At 71.0% G+C, this 22,552-nt stretch carries 19 protein-coding genes; 9 read left to right on the top strand and 10 right to left on the bottom strand.

Features of this window, described 5'->3' with window-relative positions:
* Nucleotides 1-27 precede the first annotated feature (27 nt).
* The 5 genes from ACFPA8_RS05970 to ACFPA8_RS05950 all read left to right on the top strand — a co-directional run bounded on the left by ACFPA8_RS05970 (nt 28) and on the right by ACFPA8_RS05950 (nt 7,102).
* Entirely contained in the window at nt 28-1,689 is a 1,662-nt protein-coding gene (locus ACFPA8_RS05970) for an amidohydrolase (RefSeq protein WP_386443365.1), read from the top strand.
* Nucleotides 1,690-1,816: 127 nt separating this feature from the next.
* Nucleotides 1,817-3,199 (top strand): MFS transporter, encoded by a 1,383-nt coding sequence (locus ACFPA8_RS05965; protein WP_386443362.1) that lies wholly within the window; start codon nt 1,817-1,819, stop codon nt 3,197-3,199.
* Nucleotides 3,196-4,914 (top strand): thiamine pyrophosphate-dependent enzyme, encoded by a 1,719-nt coding sequence (locus tag ACFPA8_RS05960; RefSeq protein ID WP_386443359.1) that lies wholly within the window; start codon nt 3,196-3,198, stop codon nt 4,912-4,914. The genes ACFPA8_RS05965 and ACFPA8_RS05960 overlap by 4 nt, the downstream gene beginning before the upstream one ends.
* 31 nt (nt 4,915-4,945) lie before the next feature.
* On the top strand, nt 4,946-6,358 hold the full coding sequence (locus ACFPA8_RS05955; protein ID WP_386444646.1) for an aminobutyraldehyde dehydrogenase: 1,413 nt from the start codon (nt 4,946-4,948) through the stop codon (nt 6,356-6,358).
* Nucleotides 6,359-6,502: 144 nt separating this feature from the next.
* The gene (locus ACFPA8_RS05950) at nt 6,503-7,102 is read left to right on the top strand and encodes a hypothetical protein (protein WP_386444643.1); all 600 of its coding nucleotides are present in this window, start codon (nt 6,503-6,505) and stop codon (nt 7,100-7,102) included.
* A gap of 94 nt (nt 7,103-7,196) precedes the next feature.
* Here the strand turns inward: ACFPA8_RS05950 and ACFPA8_RS05945 are convergent, their stop codons facing one another.
* The 5 genes from ACFPA8_RS05945 to ACFPA8_RS05925 all read right to left on the bottom strand — a co-directional run bounded on the left by ACFPA8_RS05945 (nt 7,197) and on the right by ACFPA8_RS05925 (nt 12,036).
* Nucleotides 7,197-7,946: an amino acid ABC transporter ATP-binding protein gene (locus ACFPA8_RS05945; protein ID WP_386444640.1), complete on the bottom strand. Its 750-nt coding sequence runs from the start codon at nt 7,944-7,946 to the stop codon at nt 7,197-7,199.
* 143 nt (nt 7,947-8,089) lie between these two features.
* Nucleotides 8,090-9,118: an amino acid ABC transporter permease gene (locus ACFPA8_RS05940; protein ID WP_386443356.1), complete on the bottom strand. Its 1,029-nt coding sequence runs from the start codon at nt 9,116-9,118 to the stop codon at nt 8,090-8,092.
* Between the two features lie 130 nt (nt 9,119-9,248).
* Nucleotides 9,249-10,208: an ABC transporter substrate-binding protein gene (locus ACFPA8_RS05935; RefSeq protein ID WP_386443353.1), complete on the bottom strand. Its 960-nt coding sequence runs from the start codon at nt 10,206-10,208 to the stop codon at nt 9,249-9,251.
* Nucleotides 10,205-11,014, bottom strand: a complete 810-nt coding sequence (locus tag ACFPA8_RS05930) for a deaminated glutathione amidase (RefSeq protein ID WP_386443351.1) — start codon at nt 11,012-11,014, stop codon at nt 10,205-10,207. The genes ACFPA8_RS05935 and ACFPA8_RS05930 overlap by 4 nt, the downstream gene beginning before the upstream one ends.
* A gap of 26 nt (nt 11,015-11,040) precedes the next feature.
* The gene (locus ACFPA8_RS05925) at nt 11,041-12,036 is read right to left on the bottom strand and encodes a type 2 periplasmic-binding domain-containing protein (protein ID WP_386443348.1); all 996 of its coding nucleotides are present in this window, start codon (nt 12,034-12,036) and stop codon (nt 11,041-11,043) included.
* A gap of 229 nt (nt 12,037-12,265) precedes the next feature.
* Here ACFPA8_RS05925 and ACFPA8_RS05920 point away from each other — a divergent pair, with 229 nt between their 5' ends.
* From ACFPA8_RS05920 to ACFPA8_RS05910, 3 genes are all read left to right on the top strand, one after another.
* Nucleotides 12,266-13,648 (top strand): aminotransferase class I/II-fold pyridoxal phosphate-dependent enzyme, encoded by a 1,383-nt coding sequence (locus ACFPA8_RS05920; RefSeq protein WP_386443345.1) that lies wholly within the window; start codon nt 12,266-12,268, stop codon nt 13,646-13,648.
* Between the two features lie 162 nt (nt 13,649-13,810).
* The gene (locus tag ACFPA8_RS05915) at nt 13,811-14,698 is read left to right on the top strand and encodes a DUF4097 family beta strand repeat-containing protein (RefSeq protein WP_386443343.1); all 888 of its coding nucleotides are present in this window, start codon (nt 13,811-13,813) and stop codon (nt 14,696-14,698) included.
* Between the two features lies 1 nt (nt 14,699).
* Nucleotides 14,700-15,716 carry a helix-turn-helix transcriptional regulator gene (locus tag ACFPA8_RS05910; RefSeq protein ID WP_386443340.1) on the top strand — a complete coding sequence of 339 codons (1,017 nt, stop codon included), beginning with the start codon at nt 14,700-14,702 and terminating at the stop codon, nt 15,714-15,716.
* 174 nt (nt 15,717-15,890) lie between these two features.
* Here the strand turns inward: ACFPA8_RS05910 and ACFPA8_RS05905 are convergent, their stop codons facing one another.
* From ACFPA8_RS05905 to ACFPA8_RS05890, 4 genes are all read right to left on the bottom strand, one after another.
* A complete protein-coding gene (locus tag ACFPA8_RS05905) occupies nt 15,891-16,853 on the bottom strand; it encodes a zinc-binding dehydrogenase (RefSeq protein WP_386443337.1) in 963 nt (320 codons plus the stop codon).
* A 150-nt stretch (nt 16,854-17,003) separates the two neighbouring features.
* On the bottom strand, nt 17,004-17,756 hold the full coding sequence (locus ACFPA8_RS05900) for an amino acid ABC transporter ATP-binding protein (RefSeq protein ID WP_386444637.1): 753 nt from the start codon (nt 17,754-17,756) through the stop codon (nt 17,004-17,006).
* A gap of 29 nt (nt 17,757-17,785) precedes the next feature.
* The gene (locus tag ACFPA8_RS05895; RefSeq protein WP_386443334.1) at nt 17,786-18,751 is read right to left on the bottom strand and encodes an amino acid ABC transporter permease; all 966 of its coding nucleotides are present in this window, start codon (nt 18,749-18,751) and stop codon (nt 17,786-17,788) included.
* Nucleotides 18,752-18,803: 52 nt separating this feature from the next.
* Nucleotides 18,804-19,760, bottom strand: a complete 957-nt coding sequence (locus ACFPA8_RS05890) for an ABC transporter substrate-binding protein (RefSeq protein WP_386443331.1) — start codon at nt 19,758-19,760, stop codon at nt 18,804-18,806.
* Between the two features lie 613 nt (nt 19,761-20,373).
* Here ACFPA8_RS05890 and ACFPA8_RS05885 point away from each other — a divergent pair.
* Nucleotides 20,374-21,570: an NAD(P)-dependent malic enzyme gene (locus ACFPA8_RS05885; protein ID WP_386443328.1), complete on the top strand. Its 1,197-nt coding sequence runs from the start codon at nt 20,374-20,376 to the stop codon at nt 21,568-21,570.
* Between the two features lie 127 nt (nt 21,571-21,697).
* Here ACFPA8_RS05885 and ACFPA8_RS05880 read toward each other — a convergent pair whose 3' ends face one another.
* The gene (locus ACFPA8_RS05880) at nt 21,698-22,486 is read right to left on the bottom strand and encodes a class I SAM-dependent methyltransferase (protein ID WP_386443326.1); all 789 of its coding nucleotides are present in this window, start codon (nt 22,484-22,486) and stop codon (nt 21,698-21,700) included.
* Between the last annotated feature and the right edge of the window lie 66 nt (nt 22,487-22,552).

Here is a 22,552-nt window from a genome sequence, read left to right as displayed (position 1 = left end):
CGTGAAGCCGACAAGGGGAGGTCACCCATGCGCCTTGATCTGATCGTGCGGGACGCGAACGTCCACACGATGGACGAGCGCCGGCCGGCCGCGCACAGCCTCGGCGTCCTCCACGGGCGCGTCGTCGGCCTCGACGAGGAGATCGAAGGACTGGACGCGGAACATGTCCTGCACGCGGACGGCGCGACCGTGGTGCCGGGGTTCAACGACGCGCACTGCCACACCGCGTGGTTCGGACTCACCCTCGCCCAGCTCGACCTCTCCCCGGCCCGTTCGCTTCAGGACGTCCACGACGCCGTGGCCCGCCACGCGCGCACCCTCCCCGAGGACGCCTGGGTCGTGGGCGCGGGCCTCGACCATCACAAGGCGGGGGGCGTACCGCCGCACCGCGACGCGCTCGACCGCGCCGGAGGCGGGCGGCCGGTATGGCTCAAGCACACCTCCGGACACGCCTGTTACGTCAGCACGGAGGTACTGGAGAGGGCCGGTGCGCTGGCTCCCGGTTTCGAGGCGCCGCCCGGCGGTGTGGTCGCCAGGGACGCGGACGGACGTCCCAACGGGCTGCTGGAGGAGACCGCTCAGCGACTCGTGCAGGACCAGGTCCTGCCGTACTCCGCCGAGACCGTCGCCGACGCGTTGCAGGCGGCCACCCGCCGTTATCTCGCCGAGGGTGTCACCAGCTTCACCGAGGCCGGGATCGGCGGCGGGTGGATCGGCCAGACGCCCGTCGAGCTCGCCGCCTACCAACTCGCCCTGGACACCGGAAGGCTGCACGCGCGTGCACAGGTGATGGTCGCCTCCGACGCCCTGCACCCCCTGACGGCACACCCGGACGACGGGATCACCGCGGGCCTCGACCTCGGCCTGCGAACGGGCCTGGGCGACGACCGGCTCTCGGTCGGGCCGGTGAAGATCTTCCTCGACGGTTCGCTGCTGGGACGCACGGCTGCCGTGACCGAACCCTTCTGCGGCTGCCACGCAGGTGCGGGCTCCCCCGGCAACGGCTACTTCCAGAACGACCCGGACGCCATGACCGAGCTCGTCGTCGCCGCCCACCGCGGCGGCTGGAGCGTCGCGGCCCACGCCATCGGCGACCGCGCCGTCGACCTCGCCCTCGACGCGTACGCCCGTGCGCAGCGCGAACACCCCCGTCCGCGCGTGACCCACCGCGTCGAGCACGCGGGCATCGTCCGGCCCGAGCAGCTGGAACGTTTCGCCGACCTGGGCGTCGTGCCGGTGCCGCAGCTGAACTTCCTGCCCGCGTTCGGCGACGCGATGGCCGCCGCCCTCGGCCCTGAACGAGCCGGGCGGCTGTACCGGATGCGTTCGTTCGTGGACGCGGGACTGACCGTGCCGGGGTCCTCCGACCGTCCCGTCGCCCCCGGAGCACCGCTCCCCGCCATGGAGGCGATGGTGCGGCGGCTGACCGACTCGGGCACGCCGTTCGTTCCGGACGAACGGGTGGCCGCCCGGACCGCGCTGCGCGCCTGGACGGTCGGATCGGCGCACGCCGGCGGCACCGCGCGGAGCAGAGGCAGCCTCACGCCCGGGCTGCTCGCCGATCTCGCCGTGCTCGACGCGGACCCCCTCGCAGCCGGGCCGGAACGCATCGGCTCGACCGGCGTACTGGCCACCCTCGTCGGCGGTGAGGCCGCCCACGACCCGCACGGTCTGGTGCAACGCCGGTGAACAGCGCAGCAGGAACTCCCCACCCGCGCCGCGGACCTGTCCGCGGCGCGCGTCCCCGCTGCTCGTCAGCACCCTGTCCCCGAACTCCCGCGCCGCGTGAGCGGCCGCCGTTCCCCGAGGAGACCTCGTGAACCACGAGACACCGATCACCAAGGGTGAGGAATCACCTCCACCCGCTCCGAAGACCACGGTCCGCCCGGCGGACATCAAGCGGCTGCTCTCCGCCGCCTTCGTCGGCACCGCACTGGAGTGGTACGACTACTTCCTCTACGGCACGGCCGCCGCCCTGGTCTTCAACAAGCTCTTCTTCCCCGATCTCGACCCGGCCGTCGGCACCATCGCCTCGTTCATCACCTTCGCGGTGGGCTTCGTGGCGCGTCCCATCGGTGCGGCGATCTTCGGTCACATAGGCGACAGGCTCGGGCGTAAGACAGCCCTGATCGCGACCGTGGTGCTGATGGGCCTCACCACCGGCTGCATCGGCCTCCTGCCCGGCTACGACACCATCGGCATCTGGGCGCCGGCGCTGCTGGCGACGCTGAGGTTCCTGCAGGGCATCTCGGTGGGCGGCGAGTGGAGCGGCGCGATGCTGCTGACGCTGGAACACACGCCGAAGGAGAAGCACGGCAGCTACTCCGCCGTACCCCAACTCGGCTCTCCCGTGGGCACGTTGCTCTCCAGCGGCGCCTTCGCGCTGGTGGGGATGCTCGACGACGACGCCTTCTACTCCTGGGGCTGGCGGATACCGTTCCTGTTCGCCTTCGTGCTGCTGTTCGTCGCGCTGTACATGCGGCTGCGTATCGAGGAGTCGCCCGTCTTCAAGGCGATGATGGCGGACAGCGAGAAGAACGGACCTCCGCCCGCGCCTCTCGTCGAGGCGTTCCGCCGCACCTGGGGGCGCATCCTCATCGGCATCGCCGCGGCCTTCCTCGGCATCGGCGGCTTCTTCCTGCTGACGACGTTCATCATCTCCTACGGCACCGAACAGCTCGGCGTGGACAAGTCGGTGATGCTCAACGCCACGCTCGTCGGCTCGGTCGTCGAGATCGCCGTACTCGTCGTGGCGGGGAAGATCGCCAACAAGGCCGGTCCGTGGAAGGTCTGCGCCGTCGGCGGTGTCGTCTCCGTACTGGCCGCGTTCCCCGCCTTCTGGCTCGTGGACACGGGCCGGACGGGACTGGTGATCCTCGGCGTCTCGCTGGGCATCGGCGCGATCTCCATCCCGTACGCGCCCATCGGGGCCGTCGTCTCCGGCATGTTCCCCGAGAACTTCCGCTACAGCGCCGTCGCGATGTCCTACAACCTGGCCGGGGTGCTGGCGGGCTTCGTACCGCTGGCCGCCGCCTCGCTGCTCGGGCTCTCCGGCGGCGCCTCGTGGAGCGCGGCCCTGCTGCTCATCTTCATCGCGGCCTGTACGACGGCCGGTTCGTACCTCGCGGGGCCGCAGCTGCGCCGCCGCCTCGGACACGACCCCAGCAAGCAGCACGAGACCTCGAAGGCCATCGCATGACCGAGGAACCACCTGCCGCGGGCCCGGACCAGCGGCCCGCCCGCAGTGGCGGACGGATACTCGTCGACCAGTTGACGGCCCACGGTGTGGAGACCGTCTACGGCGTCCCCGGCGAGAGTTATCTGGACGCGCTGGACGCCCTGTACGACGCTCCGGTGCGGATGGTCGTGTGCCGCCACGAGGGCGGCGCCGCGTACATGGCCGAGGCGTCGGGCAAACTCACGGGACGTCCCGGAGTCTGCTTCACCACCCGGGGACCGGGCGCATCGAACGCGCTCGTCGCACTGCACACCGCCTGCCAGGACGCCACGCCGCTCGTGCTCTTCGTCGGCCTGGTGCCGCGCGGCCACAGGGACCGGCAGGCGTTCCAGGAACTCGACCTGCGGGGGACGTTCGGAGCCACGGCGAAACTCGTCGAGACCGTCGACGACGCGGCCCGGCTGCCGGAGTTCGTCGCCCGTGCCTTCGCCGTGGCGGCAGGCGGACGCCCGGGGCCCGTGGTGCTGGGCCTGCCCGAGGACATGCTCACCGACACGGCCCGGGTGCCGGACGCGGTTCCGCTGCCGGTGCCCGAGGGCGCGGTCTCGGCCGCTCAAGTCGACGAGCTGACCGCGATGCTGGCCCAGGCGGAGCGGCCACTGGTGCTGCTGGGCGGCAGCCGCTGGACGGACACGGCACGCGCGGACGTACGGGCGTGGGCCGAAGCCTGGTCGCTGCCGCTGGCCGTCGACTTCCGCTGCCAGGACCTGGTGCCCGAGGAGTGCGAGGTCTTCGCCGGCGCCCTGGGGTACGGGCGGTCCGAAGCGCTCGCCGGGCGCCTGGACAGCGCCGACCTGGTGATCTGCGTGGGTGCGGCCCCCGGCGACGTCGCCACCGACGGCTACACCCTGCTGGAGCCGCACGACGCGGCAGGCGGCGACGCCCGGCGCATCGTCCACGTGCTGCCGGAGCCGCAGCCTCCCGGTTCGCAGCACCGCGCCGACCTCGCGCTGCTCGCCTCGCCCGGGGCCTTCGGCAGGGCGGTCGCCCACTCGAAGCCCGAGCGGCCGGTGCCGTGGAAGGACGTCACCGCTGCCGACCGCGCCGCCCACCTCGACTTCCGCCGCACCCTCCACGACGACGAACCGCTCGACCTGGGTGCCGTCTTCGCCGAGCTGGACGAACGTCTGGAGAGCGACGCCGTCGTCACCTTCGGCGCGGGCAACCACGCACTGTGGGCACAGCGCTTCGTCGGCTACCGGGAAGCCATGCGCCAACTCGCCCCGCGCAACGGGTCGATGGGCTACGGCATCCCGGCGGCGGTCGCCGCAAGCGTGACGTACCCCGGCCGTCAGGTGGTCTCGGTCGCCGGCGACGGCTGCTTCCTCATGAACGGGCAGGAACTGGCGACGGCGGCGGCCGAGGGCGGGAATCCGCTGATCCTGGTCGTCGACAACGGAACCTACGGCACCATCCGCAAGCACCAGGAGATGCATTACCCCGGGCGGGTCAGCGGCACCGGCCTGGTCAACCCCGACTTCGCCGCGTATGCCCAGGCGTTCGGCGCACACGGCGAAACGGTCAGCCGCACCGAGGAGTTCGCTCCGGCGCTGGCCCGCGGCCTTGCCCACTGCCGGAAGGGAAGAGCCGCTCTGATCGCGGTGCGCCCCGCGGACGGCCGGCTCGCACCGGGCGTGACGGTCGATTCCCTGCGAGAGGAGTTCCAGCGTGACTGACGTACTCGAGCCCGCCCCGGGCCCCGTCGAGCTGCACAACGTCGTGGACGGCGGGAGCGTGCCCGTACCGTCGCGCATGGATCTCACCGACCCTGCCACGGGCGAGAGTTACGGCACCGCCCCACGCTCCTCGACCGCCGAAGTGGACGCGGCAGTGGCGGCGGCCCGCCGTGCCTTCGGCGGCTGGCGCCGCAGCACGCCCGCCGACCGGCAGCGTGCCCTGCTGCAACTGGCCGATCTGGTGTCCTCGAACGCGGACCGGCTCCTGGCAGCCGAGGTCCGCGCGACCGGCAAGCCGCCGGCAGTGACCAGAACTCTCGAAATCGACCGCGGCGTCGACCAGTTGCGCTTCTTCGCGGGAGCCGCCCGTGTGCTGGAGGGCGTGGCCGCGACCGAGTACACGGAGGGGCACACCTCGTACGTGCGCCGCGAACCCGTCGGTGTGGTCGCTCAAGTCACGCCGTGGAACTACCCGTTCATGATGGCCGTCTGGAAGCTGGCCCCGGCGCTGGCGGCGGGCAACACCGTGGTGCTCAAGCCCTCCGACACCACGCCTGCCTCCACGGTGCTGCTGGGCGAACTGGCCGCACGCGTCTTCCCGCCGGGTGTGGTCAACGTCGTGTGCGGCGACCGCGAGACGGGCAGGGCCCTGGCCGAGCACGCCGGCGTCGACATGGTGGCCATCACCGGCAGCACCCGCGCAGGCTCCGAGGTGATGACGTCGGCGGCCGCCCGGCTCACGAACGTCCACCTCGAACTGGGCGGCAAGGCACCGGCGTTGGTGTTCGCCGACGTCGACACGGCACGTACCGCCCGCGCCCTGGCGGACGCCGCCTTCTTCAACGCCGGGCAGGACTGCACGGCCGTGACCCGGGTGCTCGTCGAACGCGGCGCGTACGAACCGCTGTTGCGGGAACTGGTGGCCGCCGCGCGGGCGACTCCCGTGGGCGGCCCGCAGGAGGACGCCTTCCTCGGACCGCTCAACAGCGAGGCGCATCTGGGCCGCGTCGCGGGCGCCCTCTCCGAACTGCCCGCGCACGCCGTGCTGGAGACGGGCGGAATTCCGCTGGAGCGGCCCGGCTTCTTCTTCCGGCCGACCGTCGTCTCGGGGGTACGCCAGGACGACGCGATCGTCCAGCGGGAGATCTTCGGGCCCGTCGTGACGGTCCAGCCCTTCGAGACGGAGGCGGAGGCCCTGGAGCTGGCCTGCGGCGTCGACTACGGCCTCGCCTCCAGCGTCTGGACGGCCGACCTGGGCCGGGCGATGCGGCTGAGCTCCTCGCTCGACTTCGGCTCCGTGTGGCTCAACTGCCACCAGGTGATCCTGCCGGAGCTGCCGCACGGCGGTTACAAGCAGTCGGGCATGGGCCGCGACCTGAGCCGCTACGGCTTCGACGACTACACACGGGTCAAGCACGTCATGGCGTCCCACGCCGCTCCCTGATACCGGCGCGGCGCCGGCCTGCCCCCTCCGCACGGCCGGCGCCGCGCCCCACGGCCCGCGGGGAGCCACGTCCGGCGTCCGGGGTCCTGCCTCTGCTCCCGTTCGGGACGGGGGTGGGAAGCTCGGTGGGTGACACGTGCGCAGATGCAGTTCGAGGGCGTGATCGCCGGCATCGGAACCGGGTCGGGCACACGGCTGGTGCTGGGCCACTGGTCACGCTCGCCGTTCGGCGCGTTCAGCGACGTGATGCTCGAACGTGCCGACGGGCGGCGCACCTTGCTCGCCCCGACCCGCCGGACCGCCGACTTCGTCGCGGCCACGTACACCTTCGACCACGTACGTGTCGTACCGGTGACCGTGCGGTCCTCGGGCCGGCAGTGGGACGTGCAGGCCGCAGACCTGCGCATGTGCTTCACCCTCGGCGGACGCGGCCCGCTCGGGTTGCTGCTGCACGCGGTCCCGCGTGCCCTTGCCGCACACCCGGCCTGGATCACCCTCGTGGACGTGCCCGCGCGCGTGCTGCCCGGGGTGCGGACCCGCGGAAGCGCCGGCCGGGGGCGCCGGGAGTGGTACGGCGTACACGACCTGCGGCCCGTCACCGCGGCTTCCGCCTCGCTGGCGGGGGACGACCTCGGGCCGCTCGCGCCCGTCGATCCGCCCGTCCGTTTCGGTTTCGCCTCCGTACCGCGCCGGCCCTCCCTCGCCCGCGTCACCACGACCGTGGAGCTGGCCGCGCACGAGTGATCCGGGGGCGCCGCAGGCGTACGGCCGGGAGGGCCGGTGCCGTCCCCCGTACGGCACCGGCCCGTTCACGCGTGGGCCGGGGCGCGTCGCGTCGTCAGAGGAAGCGCTTCAGGAACGCCTGCGTGCGCGGGTTGGACGGACGGTCCAGGACGGACGGGGGACCGCTCTCCAGGACGCGGCCCTCGTCCATGAAGACGACGCGGTCGGCGGCCTCCTTGGCGAAGGCGATCTCGTGGGTCACCACGACCATGGTGAGCCCGTCGCGGACCAGGTCGCGCATCGTCTCCAGCACTTCCCCGACCAGTTCGGGGTCGAGAGCCGAGGTCGGCTCGTCGAAGAGCATCAGCTTCGGCTGCATGGCCAGGGCCCGTGCGATGGCGACCCGCTGCTGCTGGCCGCCGGACAGCTGCCGCGGGTAGGACGCGGCCTTCTCGGACAGGCCCACGCGGTGCAGCAGTTCGTGCGCCCGCTCCAGCGCTTCCGCCTTCGGACGGCGCCGCACACCGACGGGCGCCTCGATGACGTTCTGCAGGACGGTCTGGTGGGGAAAGAGGTTGAAGTGCTGGAAGACCATGCCGATGTCGCGGCGCTGACGCGTCACCTCGCGGGGGCGCAGATGGTGGAGACGGCCCTTGTGCCTGCGGTAGCCGATGAGTTCGCCCGCGACGCGGATGGAACCGCCGTCGGGTGCTTCGAGATGGTTGATGCAGCGCAGGAACGTCGACTTGCCGGAGCCCGACGGGCCCAGCAGGACCACGACCTCGCCGGTGGCCACGTCCATGTCGATGCCCTTGAGGACCTCCAGGGAACCGAAGCTCTTGCGTACGCCTCGCGCCCGCAGCATCGGCGGCTGCCCCGAGGCGGCGGCAGCGGCGGGCGCGGTGGCCGTGGCGGCCGTGACGGTCCCCTCGGGTCCGTCGGGCGCGACGGACCCGGCTCCGGCGCCCGCCGGGGCGCCGACGGTGGCCTCATCGGCCGGGGGACGGCTCATGCTGACTCCTTCGGGTCCGGCTCCTGGTCCTGTCCGGGAGCCGCCGGTGTACGGACGCGGCGCTTGAAGAGAGCGAAGTCCCAGAAGCTCTGCGGGGCGTTGCGGGTGGCGCCACGGGCGTAGTAGCGCTCGATGAAGGACTGGCCGACGTAGAGGACGGACGTCATGACCAGGTACCAGAGACACGCGACCAGGAGCAGCGGAATGGTCTCGAAGGTCCGGTTGTAGATGGACTGCACGGTGTAGAGCAGGTCCGACAGCGCGATCACGCTGACCAGCGACGTGGCCTTGAGCATGTTGATGACCTGGCTGCCGGTCGGCGGGACGATGAAGCGCATCGCCTGGGGCAGCACGATCCGGCGGAGGCTGCGTGCGCGGGTCATGCCGAGCGCGTCGGACGCCTCGGTCTGACCGGGGTCGACGCCGAGGAGTCCGCCGCGGACGATCTCCGCCATGTACGCGGCCTCGTTGAGACCGAGGCCGAGGATGGCCGCGAAGAGCGGGGTGATCAGGTGGTTCGTCTGGCCGCTGACGAACTCCGGTCCGAAGGGCACCCCGAGGGAGATACGGGGCAGCAGCGCGGAGAGGTTGTACCAGAACACCAGCTGCACCAGCACCGGCACACCGCGGAAGAACCAGACGTACGCGCCGCACACGGACCTGAGCACCGGGTTCGCCGACATCCGTCCGACGGCCACGAGTACGCCGAGGACGATCCCGATCACCATGGCGACGACGGTGAGTTCGATGGTGGTGGCGATGCCCTTGCCGATGATCTCGGCTGTGAAGTAGCTGCCGACCGTGCCCCATTCGAAGTTGGGGTTGGTGAAGAGGAAGTGGCACAGCTGGGCCCCGAGCACGGCGAGGACGGCGACGGCCAGCCAGCGCAGCGGGTGGCGTACGGGGGCGGCGCCGGCCACGTCCACGTCGTCGGCCGCCGGCCCGCCCTGTCCGGACGGGGCCGCGGTCCCGCTTCCCTCCCCGGGATCGTCGCGCTCGGTGGCCTGTGGGTGCGCGGTGGCCATGTCGGGTCACCTCCTGTGTGGTTCAGCGGTCCCCCGGCTCTGGCAGGGGGAGGACGGATGCCGGGAACTCCGGAGCACTGCCGGAGACACTGCTGGAAAGCCGCCGGGGACGCTCCGCCCCGGGCGTCGGTCAGGCTTCGCCGCCGAGGTTGACCCCCGGCTCCTTCAGGGCGTTGTCGCTGGTGCCCCACTTCTTCATCACGGCGCCGTACGTGCCGTTGTCGATCAGCTTCTTCAGGGCCTTGACGAGCACGTCCCGCAGCGGCGAGTCCTTGGGGACGACGGCGCCCTGGTACAGGTCGTCGAAGCCGTTGGACTCGCCGGTGCCCGCCAGTTCGAGTGTGCCCTTGGCCTCCTTGACGAAATAGGTCAGCGGTGCCTGGGAGGAGAAGAACGCGTCGGCGCGTCCCGAGCGCACGGCGAGCACGGAGCCCGGCTGGTCCTTGTAGGACTGGACGCGTACGGCCTTCTCGCCGTCCTTCTTGCACCGGCGGGCCTGTTCCTTGATGACGCCCTCGGCCGAGCCGCCGGCCATGACGGCGATGCGCAGCCCGCATGTGTCGCCCAGCGACTCGATCTTCTCCGGGTTGCCCTTCTTCACGGCGAAGACCACGTACTCGCGTACCCAGTCGACGAAGTCGTTGGACTTCTGGCGGTCCTTGAAATCGCCGACGGGGCCGAGCGCGAGGTCGTACCGTCCCGCCTTGATGCCGGTGAGGGAGCTGGGCAGCCCGTCGGCCGTCACGTGGTCGATCTTGACGCCGAGGAGCTGACCGAGTGCGGTGGCCATGTCGGCGGAGGCGCCGGTCAGGCTGCGCCCGTCGGAGCCGGCGATCTCGTAAGGCGGGAAGGAGCCGTTGTTGACGGACGTCATCTTCCCCGCGTCGCGGATCTTCTCGGGCAGCATCTTGTGCAGCTCGGGATCCTTCCGGAGCTCGGGCAGCTTGCTCTCCTTCGCCGACGAGTCCTTCTTGCCGCCGTCGGCCTGCGGCGGGTTGCTGCCGCAGGCTCCGAGGGTGAGGCAGGCGAGGGCGGTGGCGCCGGCGAGCAGCGCACGGGTGAGGGGACGGTGAGCGGAAGCGGTGTTCATGGCAGTTCTCCCGGGGCGAGGAGTCGGGGGCTGACGGCGAAGCGGCGGTTGGCGAGCACGGGGAGCGTGCGTCGGGCGGCGAGGGTGGTCTCGGGATCGGTCTCCGCCCAGGCCAGGCCGGGGCTGTGGGAGAGCCGGGCCCGTACGGTGCCCAGCGGATCGACGATCATGCTGTTGCCGATGTTGCGGGGCCCGCACTCGCCGCTGGCGGCGACCCAGCAGGTGTTCTCCAGCGCCCGCGCGGCGAGCATGACTTCCCAGTGGCGTTCCTTCGCGGGTCCGCGTACCCAGGCCGCGGGCAGGGCCAGGACCTCGGCACCGGCGTCGACCAGCAGCCGGGCCAGCTCGGGGAAGCGGACGTCGTAGCAGGTCATCAGGCCGACCTGGGTGCCGGCGACATCGACGACCACGGGGGGCTCGTCGGCCGGCCTCACATGGGCCGACTCCTGGTCGCCGAAGGCGTCGTAGAGGTGGATCTTGCGGTAGCGGGCGACGAGCCGGCCGTCCCTGAGCGCCACCAGCGTGTTGAACACGCGTCCGTCGCCCGAGGGTTCGTGGATCCCGGCCACCACCGTGGTGTGTCCGCCCGCCGTCGCCTCGCACAGAGCCGAGACGAAGGGTCCGTCGAGCGGCTGGGCGACTTCCCGGATGCGGTGCCGGTCCTCGGTGAAACGCGCGAGTACGCCCTCGGGCAGCACGAGCAGATCCGCACCACCGCGCTCCGCCTGGGCCGTGAGGTCCTGGCAGGCGAGGAGGTTCTCCTTCCAGTCGGGGCTGGCGGTGAACTGTCCGACGGCGGTGCGCATGGCGTACTTCTCCGAACTTCGGTGCCCTATCGGGCTGTCAGGGCTTCGGGCTGGACGGCGGGAGCGGCGAGGGCGGGGTCCGGGAAGAGCACGCCCGGGTCGATCGGATCGGGCCAGATGCCCTGCTGATGGAGTTCCGTGCAGAAGGTGCGGATCATCCCGGCGTTGCGCTCGGTGCCGTAGGGCATCCAGTCGTCGCCGAACAGCTGGGCGGACTCGGTGAGTTCGCGCAGCAGCCACGGCGTGGTGTCGGCGAGGAGGCGGCGCCGCGCCACCCAGTGCCGTTTGGATTTCTCGAGCGCGGCGAGCAGCACACCCGGCAGCTCGGGGGCGGCGTCCACCGTTTCCCGCCGCAGGGTCACGAGATGGATGCCGGGGACGAAGCCGTGCTGTTCCCAGTAGGCACGCTCCGCGGCGGCGTGGTCCGCGAGCAGGTGCCGGAACCGGCTGTCACGGGTGAAGAGTTCCGGCGGCATGAACGGGGTGAGTACCGCGTCCAGCCGACCGGCCGCCAGCTCGTCCACGAGCGACTCGCCCTCGTGCAGGACGGAGACGTTCGGCGGCGGCCTGCGCGGACCCAGCCGCTCCTTGCCGCTCTCCCCCGGGACCAGCGGGCCCACCCGCCAATCCACACCGGCGAGTTCGACGCCTTCGGCCCGGAGCAGCGACCGTGTCCAGGTGTTGCCCGAGTCGGGCCAGCCGGTCAGCCCCACCCGTGCTCCCGCGAGTTCGGCGAGCGCGGTGCGCGGGCTGTCGGAGCGCACGAGTACGCAGCGGTGCCGGAAGCCGCGCATGACGAAGGCGGGCAGACCCACGAGCCGGTCGTCGCCCGCGGCGCGTGCCTGGACATAGCGGCTGAACGACGTCTCGCCGCCGTCGAGTCCGGGCTCCGCCAGCACGTCGGGCGTCGTGTCCCGCGAGTCGATCCGGAGGTCGAAGTCCGGTGTGCCGACCCGGCCGGCCGCCAGCGGGACGAGGTGGTCCCAGTCGCGCAGTGCGAGGCGGAGGGCGGTTCGCGACACGTCGGTGCTCCTTGCTTCCGGGCCGGCCCGAACGTTCGCGGGCCCGGCTCGGACTGGTGACCTTTTCGTCCTGCTTGCCGCGTTGGGGCGTACAGGTCCGGACGTGACGGAGGCTATTGTTCAGCCGACGCGTCGCACAAGAGTCTTTTTGTTTCCGAACACAGCTTTCTCCCAGGGTGATCCGGCGACTACGCTGCGAGCGCCGCGTACCGAGACCAGGAGTTGCGTCATGGTTCAGAGCCCCGCAGTCCGCCCGGAACAGACGGGACCTTCGGCCGCCGAACTCGCCGGCAAGCTGCCCGAGACCAGCGCCCGCGGCATCGCCGCGGCCATGACCGACCTCATACGCAGCGGCGAACTCGCCCCGGGCGCCTCGCTGCCGACAGTCCGCGCCCTGGCCGCCCGTCTCGGCGTCAGCCCCGGAACCGTCGCCGAGGCGTGGGGGGTGCTGCGGAAGCACCGCATGATCACCACACTCGGGCGACGCGGCAGCATGGTCAGCGGGCCGCCGGCCATCGCACACCCCGTCCGCTTCGAACGACTCGGAGACCTGGGTGACCGCCTCACTCAGGACCTCGCCATCGCCGCCCCCGACCCGGCACTGCTGCCGCCGCTGGAAGCGGCGCTGCTCGCGGGGGTCCGAACGCCCCGCCTCAACGACTATTCACGTACGGCGGTCACACCCGCCCTGCTCGAAGCCGTCGACGGCACCTGGCCGTTCACGCCGGAGGCGTGGCTTGCCGTCGGCGGCGGATTCGAGGGAGTGCACCTGCTGTGCCAGGCGCTGCTCGTCCCCGGTGACCGCGTGGCCGTCGAAGAGCCCACCGCGGTGCGGCTGCTGGACATCCTCGACGCACTGGAGGTCCGTACCGTCCCGGTGGCCTGCGACGACGAAGGCCCCCTGCCCGGGTCCCTCACCGAGGCACTGAACGCACGCCCCGCGATGTTCCTTCTCCAGCCGCGCGGGCAGACGCCGTGCGGCTGGTCGCTCGGCGCGCGGCGCGCGGCGGAGCTGGCCGCCGTCCTGGAGACCGCGGCTAACGTGGCCGTCGTGGAGGACGACGGCCTCGGCCCGCTCGCCGCCGCTCCGGCGCACAGCATCGGCTCCCACCTCCCCGACCGCACCGTCGTCGTGCGCTCCTACTCCAAGGCGTACGGCCCCGACCTGCGCCTGGCAGTGCTGGGCGGACCGCGGAGCATCGTGGAGCGGGCCCGTGTCCTGCGTACGTACGGCACGGGCTGGACCAGCCGCATCCTCCAGGACGCCCTCGCCCACCTGCTGACCGACACCGCCACCGCCGCGCACGTGGAGAACGCGGTCCGCCACTACCGGCTGCGCCGCGAGGGACTCGCGGAACGGCTCGCGGAGCACGGCATCGTGACGCGCAACCGGGACGGCCTCTCCCTGTGGATCCCGGTGGCCGACGAGACCTCCGCCCTGGTCACACTCGCGGCACGCGGCACCACCGCCTCGCCCGGCAGCCACTTCTCCACCTCCCACCACCCGCCCCACATCCGCATCGCGATCACACGGCTCCCCGGCGACGCCGCCTCGCTCGACTCCACGGCAGCGCTCATCGCCCTGGCAGCACGTACCGACCGGACGCCCTGAGGGCCGGCCGGTCCACGGTGCGGCGGTCCACCGGTGCGGCGGCCTGCCATTGCGGCGGTCGACCGGTTCGCGGGGTTCCGGCGCTTGCCTCGCCGGTAGACACGACATATCGTGTTACCAGCGGACGCGATATGTCGTCGCACGTCAATCCAGGAGGCCGCCGTGCCCGCAGAAAGCTCGTGGCAGATCTCCGAGGCCCAGACCCTCGACTTCGACGACCCCGTCGAGAACCTCCAAGTGCGTGTGGTCAACGGCACGGTCAACGTCGTCGGCACCGCCGGGCCGGGGGCCCGGGTCGAGGTCGGCGAGGTCCAGGGCCCTCCCCTGGTGGTGACGCGTGAAGGCCCGTCCCTGGTCATCGCCTATGAGGACGTGCCCTGGAAGGGCTTCCTCAAGTGGCTCGACCGCAAAGGCTGGAACAGGCGCGCCGTGGTGTCGGTGTCCGTGCCCGCGCAGGTACGGCTCTCGGTCGGCGTCGTCGGGGCCAGTGCGTTCGTCTCCGGCATCACCGGACGTACGGACATCCGCGGAGTCAGCGGCGACACCACCCTCGTGGGCCTGACCGGTCCGGTACGGGCGGACACGGTCTCCGGCGACATCGAGGCGCAGGGGCTGACCGGCAAGCTCGACTTCAACTCGGTCTCCGGCGATCTGACCCTCATCGACGGTCACGGAAGCGCGGTCAGGGCGGACTCGGTCAGCGGCGACATGATCCTCGACCTCGACCCGGCCGGCACCGGCAGAGGCGAGGACGTCGAGGGCACCGGCACCGGCATGGACGTCGGCCTCGCCACCGTGTCCGGATCGGTCGCCGTCCGGCTCCCCTCCCCCGTGCACGCCGTCGTCGAGGCGGGCAGCGCGAGCGGCGGAGTCTCCAGCGCCTTCGAGGAGTTGAAGGTCGAAGGGATGTGGGGAGCACAGAAGGCGACGGGCACCCTCGGCTCCGGAGCCGGCAGGCTCAAGGCCGACAGCGTCTCCGGCTCCATCGCCCTGCTGCGCCGCCACACCCCGCATGACGACGACACCCCCCACTTCAGCAAGGACGTCTGACATGCCTCCCGTCTTCGCCCACGGCCGTCTGCGCCTCTATCTGCTCAAGCTGCTCGACGAGGCACCACGGCACGGTTACGAAGTGATCCGGCTGCTGGAGGAGCGCTTCCAGGGCCTCTACGCGCCCTCCGCGGGCACCGTCTACCCGCGCCTGGCGAAGCTGCGGGACGAGGGTCTGGTGAGCCACACCACGGAGGCCGGGGGCCGCAAGGTCTACTCGATCACCGACGCCGGACGTGAGGAACTCGCGCAGCGACAGGGCGAGCTGGCCGAGCTCGAAGTCGAGATCAGCGAATCGCTGACGGCCCTGGCCGCCGAGATCCGCGAGGACGTCAGCGGCTCCGCACGCGACCTGCGGCGCGAGATGGCCGCCCAGGCCGAGCGCGCCCGTACGGGAACAGGCGCGGGGAACGGCTCCCGCACCGAGAACGGGTGGGTCGACCGGGAGGCGTGGCAGAGGGCCAAGGAGGAGATGAAGCGGGCCAAGGAGGAATGGAAGGAACAGGCCCGCCGCGCGAAGCGGGAGACGCAGCAGGCCAACCGCAGAGTGAAGGAGGCCGAGGCGCGCGCCGCGGCGGTCGAGGAGGTTCAGCGCATCGCCAGGGAGGTCCAGGACCAGGTCCAGTCACGGGCCAGGTCCGGCGACTGGCCGGGCGCCGTCCGCGACGGGATGTCCCAACTGGCCCGCGAGATGGGCAACTTGGGTCGCCTCTCGGCCTACACGACTCCCTGGTTTCCGTACGCGGGGGGTGAGCCGGACGCCGGCGGAAGCAGCACGGCGGACGAGGAACCGCCGCTTCCCGACTGGGCCGAGGAGAAGGGGACTTCGAGCGTCGACCCGGGCCGCGACCTCGAAAGGCTCCTCGACCACTTCCGCGACGACGTACGCGACGCCGCCCGCGACCACGGCGTGACCGAGGACCAACTGCGCGAGGCGCGCCGCCACTTGTCGGCGACGGCGGCCCGGCTGGTGGTCCTGCTGAAGGACCCGGACGGCTACGGCCACCTGAAGGAGTGAACACCGGGGGGCAGGGACGCCGGGGTGACCCCTGGCATCTCCGCCCCCTCTTCTGCCTCGCTGCCGATCAGCAGACGGCTACCACGGCTGCCGCGGCGCATCGTCATCTCACCGTGCCGCCGGGGACGTTCCTGCATCTCGGACGAGGACGGGGCGACCGGCGCGCGCCCCGGGTCAGACCGTGAGCACGACCTTGCCGAACAGGTCGCCCTCCGCCATCTTGGCGAAGCCCTCCCGCGCCCGGTCCAGCGGCAGCGTCGAGTCGATGACCGGACGTACGCCCTTGGCCGCGCAGAAGCTCAGCAGCGAAGCCAGCTCCTCCTTGCTGCCCATCGTGGAGCCGACGATCTTCAGTTCGAGGAAGAAGACCCGGTTGAGTTCGGCGGCGGGCGGGTTGGGGCCGCTGGTCGCACCGGAGATCACGACTGTGCCGCCCGGCTTCAGCGACTTCAGCGAGTGCGACCAGGTCGCCGCACCCACGGTCTCCAGCACGGCGTCGACGCGCTGGGGCAGCCGTGCGCCGCTCTCCACGGCCGCCTCCGCGCCCAGTTCGACGGCGCGCTTGCGCTTGTCCTCGTGGCGGCTGGTGGCGAACATCCGGAGTCCGGCCGCCGCCCCGAGCACGATCGCGGCGGTGGCGACGCCGCCGCCGGCTCCCTGCACCAGGACGCTGTCGCCGGGGCGTACGCCCGCGTTCGTGAAGAGCATGCGGTACGCGGTCAGCCAGGCGGTCGGCAGGCAGGCGGCCTCCTCGAAGGAGAGCTCGGCCGGCTTGGGCAGCACGTTCCACCGGGGGACGGCGACCCGCTCGGCGAAGGTGCCCTGGTACTTCTCGGTGAGGAGGGTCCTGCGCTCGGCCGGACCGACACCGTGGCCGGTGGCGCCGATGACGGAGTGCAGCACGACCTCGTTGCCGTCGGCGTCGACACCGGCGGCGTCGCAGCCAAGGGTCATGGGCAGCAGGTCCTCGCTGAGGCCGACCCCCCGCAGCGACCACAGGTCGTGGTGGTTGAGCGAGGCCGCCTTGACGTCGACCGTCGTCCAGCCGGCCGGGACGTCCGGCTCGGGCCGGTCGCCCAACTCCAGGCCGTCGAGCGGCTGATCCTTGTCGATACGCGCGGCGTAAGCAGCAAACATGATCCAGACGCTACTCCCGGAAGGCGACGGCCAGCCAGGCCCCGCCCCGCCATAGCGACAGATCTCACGAGCGCGGGCGCGGCACGCGGCTCGGGCACCGCCCGGAAGACCGGTTGCCGTGCCGTGAACGCCGCGCCCGCGCCCGCTCTCCTAGAGCACCTTGGACAGGAAGGACTTCGTCCGCTCGTGCTGCGGATTCGTCAGTACGTCCCGGGGGTTGCCGTACTCGACGACCACTCCGTCGTCCATGAAGACGAGCGAGTCGCCGACCTCGCGTGCGAAGCCCATCTCGTGGGTGACGACGATCATCGTCATGCCGTCCTCGGCGAGGTCCCGCATCACGTCGAGCACCTCGCCGACGAGCTCCGGGTCGAGCGCGGAGGTGGGCTCGTCGAAGAGCATCAGCTTCGGCTCCATCGCCAGCGCACGGGCGATGGCGACGCGCTGCTGCTGGCCGCCCGAGAGCTGCGAGGGGTAGCTGTCGGTCTTGTCGGCGAGCCCGACGCGGTCGAGCAGGGCGCGGGCGCGTTCCCGCGCCTTCGCCTTGCTCTCGCCCTTGACCAGTACCGGCGCCTCCATGACGTTCTCCACCGCTGTCATGTGCGGGAAGAGGTTGAAGCGCTGGAAGACCATGCCGATGTCGCGCCGCTGCGAGGCGACTTCACGGTCCCGCAGCTCGTAGAGCTTGTTGCCGTGCTCGCGGTACCCGACGAGGGTGCCGTCCACGTAGAGCCGGCCCGCGTTGATCTTCTCCAGGTGGTTGATGCACCGCAGGAAGGTCGACTTCCCCGAGCCCGAGGGCCCGACGATGCAGAAGACCTCGCGCGGCGCCACCTCCAGGTCGATGCCCTTGAGCACCTCGACCGGGCCGAAGGACTTGTGGACCGCCTCGGCCTTCACCATCGCGGTCGACTTCGCGTTGCCGTTCGTGCTCATGCGGCGCCTCCCGCTCCCGAGCCGGAGCCCGATCCCGTACCGCGGCTGAAGGTGAAGACCAGCTGCCGCGCCCGCTGCCACGGTGTCGCCGGCAGCTGACGGGACGAGCCGCGGGCGTAGTGACGCTCCAGGTAGAACTGCCCGATGCTGAAGACCGTGGTGATGACGAGGAACCAGAGAGTCGCCACGAACAGCATCTCCACCACCGCGCCCGAGTTGTTGCCGATGTTCTGCGACTTGCGCAGCACCTCCTCGTACTGCACCACGGCGCAGAGCGCGGACGTCTTCAGCAGGTTGATGAACTCGTTGCCGGTGGGCGGCACGATGACCCGCATCGCCTGCGGCAGCACGATGCGGCGCATGTTCTGCCCGTTGGTCATGCCCAGCGCCTGTGACGCCTCGGTCTGCCCTTCGTCGACGGACTGGATGCCCGCGCGGCAGATCTCCGCCATGTACGCGGCCTCGTTGAGGCCGAGCCCCAGCAGGGCCGCCATGAAGGGCGTCATGACGTCCGTCATCTCGTCCTTGTAGATCGGACCGAGATTGAGCACGGGGAAGATGAGCGCCAGGTTGAACCAGAGCAGCAGCTGCACGTAGACGGGCGTGCCCCGGAAGAACCAGATGTAGCCCCAGGCCACCGAGGACGTCACCGGGTTCTTCGACATCCTCATGACCGCGAGTACGACACCGAGCACCAGGCCCATCAGCATCGACAGCACGCTGACCACGAGGGTGTTCTTGACGCCCTCCATGATCTGGTCGTTGAAGAAGAACTCGCCGACGGAGCCCCACGTCAGGTCCGCGTCCGCGAACGCCTTGACGATGAGACCCAGCAGAACGAGGACGACGGCGGCGGAGACGTAGCGCCCGTAGTGGCGCACGGGTATCGCCTTGATCGCCTCAGGGGGCGTACGGCCCTGTGGAGGCGCGTCGCCGTGCGCCTTGTCGAGTGGTGCGGTCATGGGTGATGCCTTTCAGCGTCCGTACAACGTCGGTTCGGCGGCCTTCGCCGGCTCAGGAACCGCTGTTGATCTTCGCTTCGGAGACACCGCCGTCCTCGACGCCCCACTTCTTGAGCGCCTTCTCGTACGCGCCGTTCTCGATGATCGCGCTGAGGGCGGCCTTGAGCGCGCCGCTCAGCTTGTCGTTGCCCTTGGAGACGGCCATGCCGTAGGGAGCCGACTCCATCTGCTCACCGACGACCTCGAACTCGTCACCCTCCTTGGCCGCGTTGGCGGCGACCGGGAAGTCGGAGATGTCCGCGACGACTCCGCCCGCCTTCAGCCGCACCCGGGCCTCGTCGTCGTTGTCGAACGGTTCGACGGTGATCGGCCGCTTCCGCTCCTTCTTGCACTTGTCCGTCTGCTCCTTGAGGATCTCGTGCGACGTCGTGCCGCGCTGCGTGGCGACCTTCTTGCCGCACAGCTCCTCGACGGACTCGATCTTCTCGGGGTTGCCCTTCTGGACGAGGATCGAGGAGCCGGCCGTGAGGTAGTCGACGAAGTCGACGCCCTTGCCGACCTTCTTGCCCTGGTCGTCCAGGCCCTCCTGCCGGTCCTTCGTGTCCGTCATCGAGGACATGATCATGTCGAAGCGGCCGGTCTGGAGCGAGGTGATCAGGCCGTCGAAGGTGCCGTTGGTGAACTCGAAGCGCACACCGAGCTCTTTGCTCATGGCGTCGGCGAGGTCGGGGTCGAGGCCGACTATCTCCTGGCCGATCTTGTATTCCATGGGCTTGTAGGCGGCGTCCGTGCCGACCTTGATAACGCCCTTGTCCTGGACCTTCTTGGGCAGCTTGTCGAAGAGGGGCGCCTTGCTGCCCTCGACCTTCGAGCTGTCCGACGCTCCGTCCGTCTGGTCACCGCACCCGGTCAGCAGGAGAGCACCGGTCACCGCGAGGGCGACGGGCACAGCAGTCCGTACACGCCGTGCCGGGGCGGTGACCGGGCGTCGGGGGGTGCGTGCGGTCATGGCGGGGTCCTCCTGCTGGTGAGCGGTGGCCGGTCGGGCACACACCTTCGGGTGTCACGACCGCATGGGTGGGCGGCTGGGATGGGGAAATCCTGCCATCCGTTCAGGCGGTAACCGACGGCTGGCGAGTCAAAATCGGATAACGGAGCCCGCAATCCGAATACAGGTCGCTCACGCGTCGCGTACAAGGTGTCGCATTCAGTCGGCAGGAGACCTTCGTCACACCGCTGCGGAGTCGCGGTCCGTTCACGTACGGGCTGTCGCGGTGCAGCACTTCTGGGCGTCCGGCCACCTTCCGACTGTTCTGTCAGTTAATGTCCGATTGCTGGTTACTGCCGTACGGGAAGCGGGTCGTAACGGAAGGGCCTTGTCCGGTAGAAAGGTCGATTACACCCCTCACCCGGGGACCGGGGCGCGTGTGCGGCGCGCCCGGCGTTCGTCTCTCCCCTCCGGGCCCCGACAGCCCGCGGGGACGCACCCGGGCCCAGCCGGCCCGGGACCACCACCTGGGCGGCGGCCAACCGCCGGCCGGGCAGCGGACGTGGTTTCCCGCCCGTTCCTCAACCAGGGAGCGGCCACCCTCACAGAAGATTCGACAAAGGGGTTCGACAAAGTGGCAGCGGAGATCGTCAATTCGAAGGACGGCCTGGACGAGGACGGGTTCGACCCGGCCTTCGCCCTGCACCGCGGCGGCAAGATGGCCGTGCAGGCGACCGTTCCGGTGCGCGACGCAGAGGAGTTGTCCCTCGCCTACACGCCGGGCGTCGCCAAGATCTGCAGCGCCATCGCACGCCAGCCGGAGCTGGTGGACGACTACACCTGGAAGTCGCAGGTCGTCGCCGTCGTCACGGACGGCAGCGCGGTGCTCGGACTGGGCGACATCGGCGCCGAGGCGTCCCTCCCGGTGATGGAGGGCAAGTCCATCCTCTTCAAGCAGTTCGGCGGCGTGGACGCCTTCCCCGTGGCACTCGACTGCCGCGACGCCGACGAGATCGTGGAGACCGTCGTCCGGCTCGCACCCTCCTTCGGCGGCGTCAACCTGGAGGACATCGCAGCACCCCGCTGTTTCGAGATCGAGGCCAAGCTCAAGGAACGGCTGGACGTCCCGGTCTTCCACGACGACCAGCACGGCACGGCGATCGTCACCCTGGCCGCGCTGCGCAACGCGGCACGCCTGAAGGGACGGTCGCTCGGCGACCTGCGCACGGTCATCTCCGGCGCGGGCGCGGCCGGTGTCGCCATCGCCAAGATCCTCGTCGAGGCGGGGATCGGCGACGTCGTCGTCTGCGACCGCAAGGGCATCGTCTCCGCCGACCGAGGCGATCTGACCGACGTGAAGCGGGACTTGGCCGGCTACACCAACAAGGCGGGACGCACCGGCTCCCTGGAGTCGGCGATGGACGGCGCGGACGTCTTCATCGGCGTCAGCGGCGGTACGGTGCCGGAGTCCGCGGTGGCGACCCTCGCCGAGGACTCCTTCGTCTTCGCCATGGCCAACCCGAACCCGGAGATCCACCCGGACGTGGCCCGCAAGTACGCCGCAGTCGTGGCGACCGGCCGCAGCGACTACCCGAACCAGATCAACAACGTGCTGGCCTTCCCCGGCGTGTTCGCCGGCGCCCTTCAGGTGCGGGCGACCGACATCACCGAGGGCATGAAGCTCGCCGCGGCGGAGGCCCTCGCGGCTGTCGTCTCCGACGAGTTGAGCGCGGACTGCGTCATCCCCTCCCCGTTCGACGAGCGCGTCGCACCAGCGGTGACGGCCGCCGTCGCGGCGGCGGCGCGGGCGGAGGGCATCGCGCGCCGCTGACGTGAACGGCACGGCCGGGAAGGCGAGTCGAGGGCGGTACGGGCCGATCGGGCCCGTACCGCCCTCACTTGTGCGCGTCCCCCGCCGCGGCGGAGACCCCTGTCGTCGCGCCGCGCGGGGCGGGCGGTCACCTGAGGCCCAGCACCATCGCGTCCTCGGGCGAGCACCAGACCTGCCGCGCCTCCGCGAAGCCCGCCGAACGCAGCGCTTCCACGTGCCACGCGGCCGACTGGACCTCACCGTCGGCGTGGTCGCCGTTCGTGGGGTCGCCGAAGATGCGGTAGCGCTCCTCGACCACCTCGGCGAGCGCCGGCTCCTCGGCCATCGCCCCCCACCAGTCGGCCCAGTCGCGCGCCCCCGCGGCTTTCTCCTGTTCGCGGCGGCGCTCGGCGAAGGCGTGTGCCGCCGCGTTGATGCGGGGCGTCGAGGGGTCCGGCATGTGGTCGGCGTTCATGAAGACTCCACCTGTGCGCAGCACTCCCGCGATCTGCCCGTACAGGGCGCTCAGTTGAGGCGTCCGGAGCCAGTGCAGCGCCGTGGCGGTCAGCACCGCGTCGTACGTACCGTGCGGCAGCTTCCCCACCCATCCGGCGTCGGTGAGGTCGGCCGTGACGAACTCGACGCGGCCCTCGTGGGCGAAGTGCCCGCGGGCGACGGTGAGCAGCGCGGGGTCGAGGTCGACGCCCGTGCTGCGGGACGCCGGGAACCTGCGCAGCAGCCTGTCCGAGATACTGCCCGTGCCGCAGGCGAGGTCGAGCACTCTGGGTTCGCGCCCCGCCAGCGCCTCGACCATGTCGAGCATGACGCGGAAGCGCTCCTCGCGGTCGGGGAGGTACCACTCCTGCTGACGGTCCCAACTGTCCTGCCATACCTGCCAGTCCGCGTGACCGGCGGTCGTGTCCAGGTGTGTCGCCACGGCCCCTCCTCGGCGTAATACCCTCTAAGCGAATACAGCCATTACCGACAGTCCCGACGATAGACC

It is taken from the genome of Streptomyces ovatisporus (assembly GCF_042653885.1).
Taxonomy (GTDB): domain Bacteria; phylum Actinomycetota; class Actinomycetes; order Streptomycetales; family Streptomycetaceae; genus Streptomyces; species Streptomyces ovatisporus.
Note: the sequence above shows the minus strand (reverse complement) of the source record. Positions and strands in the feature narration are given on the sequence as shown.